Raw genomic sequence first — 1,039 nt, 5'->3', positions numbered from 1 at the left:
GGGATGCATGGTAAAGGTGAAATAAAATTTGAGATGTCACACAGCGACTGGTTATTAAACACTCAATAATCTCTTATTAAAAAAGGTTTTTTTTCTGGAATGTAGAGTTCAAATAATGAAAGTTGAATACTACCAGATTCTAACATTAGAGGAAATATTGATTATTACTTAGAAGACCTATGCAAATTATTTAATGATGGCAAAAGATGTAATGTAGTTTGTGTCAATAAATAAAAATAATCTTTTTTATGGGTTTGATAGGAATAATCAGAATGAAGTGAAATGCTTAATCGCATAAAGGGGAGGTTATTTCAAGTTTGAAAATACTTGCAACATTGGAAATGCCGTCATTATCCTCACACAATAGAAAAGAAATTTTATCAGCCTGTACTTCATACAATGATATCCCTTCAAATTTATGAGACTGCGAAATATTTTGGACAGAATAGATTTTCATTGTTTTTAAATTAATTATTCCAAATATTGTCCCTCCGATTTTGCCGTCATCGTATGTCGATTTACCTTCTTCAGCTGTAGCTATGAAAAATAGCGTATTATGGATTACTGTGGCACCAGAAAAACCAAAAGACAGACCATTAATGTGTGGAATGTTGATATCATGGCTAGTAATTTGGAAATCCTCAATCAGGTTTATTCCTCTGACATTAAAAATTACATTGCGCTCACCGGGGCCATTTCCTCGATTGAGGAACAACCAATTTTCCCCAAAAATTGCAACACCTTCAATATTAAAATCTGCAAAATCAATATTGGCTGATTTCCGCATAGATTGGTACAGTTTGCTAAGATCTAGCGTGTTGATTAATCCGTCACTTATGCTGAAAGAAAATCCTAACTCACGACGGGGTGTTGATCCAGAGCCAAAAACAAATAGTTTTTCGTCTTTATAAAGGATAGCTTCAAGATCCATCTTTTCTGATTTCTCTATCTGCTCCATTTGCAATCTTTGTAAGAGAGGATGTTTTGTTAACTGAGCCTTTGAAATTTGGTATTCATAGAGATAGTTGCTATTGTCTGA

At 33.5% G+C, this 1,039-nt stretch carries 1 protein-coding gene; it reads right to left on the bottom strand.

Annotation, left to right across the window (positions count from 1 at the left end):
* Positions 1 to 286 precede the first annotated feature (286 nt).
* Positions 287 to 1,039: DUF6929 family protein (locus ACFRAE_RS17685; RefSeq protein ID WP_422798496.1), on the bottom strand; the 753-nt coding region annotated here is incomplete at its 5' end.

Source organism: Sphingobacterium sp. HJSM2_6 (genome assembly GCF_049316305.1).
Classification (GTDB): domain Bacteria; phylum Bacteroidota; class Bacteroidia; order Sphingobacteriales; family Sphingobacteriaceae; genus Sphingobacterium.
This window is presented reverse-complemented; position numbering and strand designations above follow the sequence as displayed.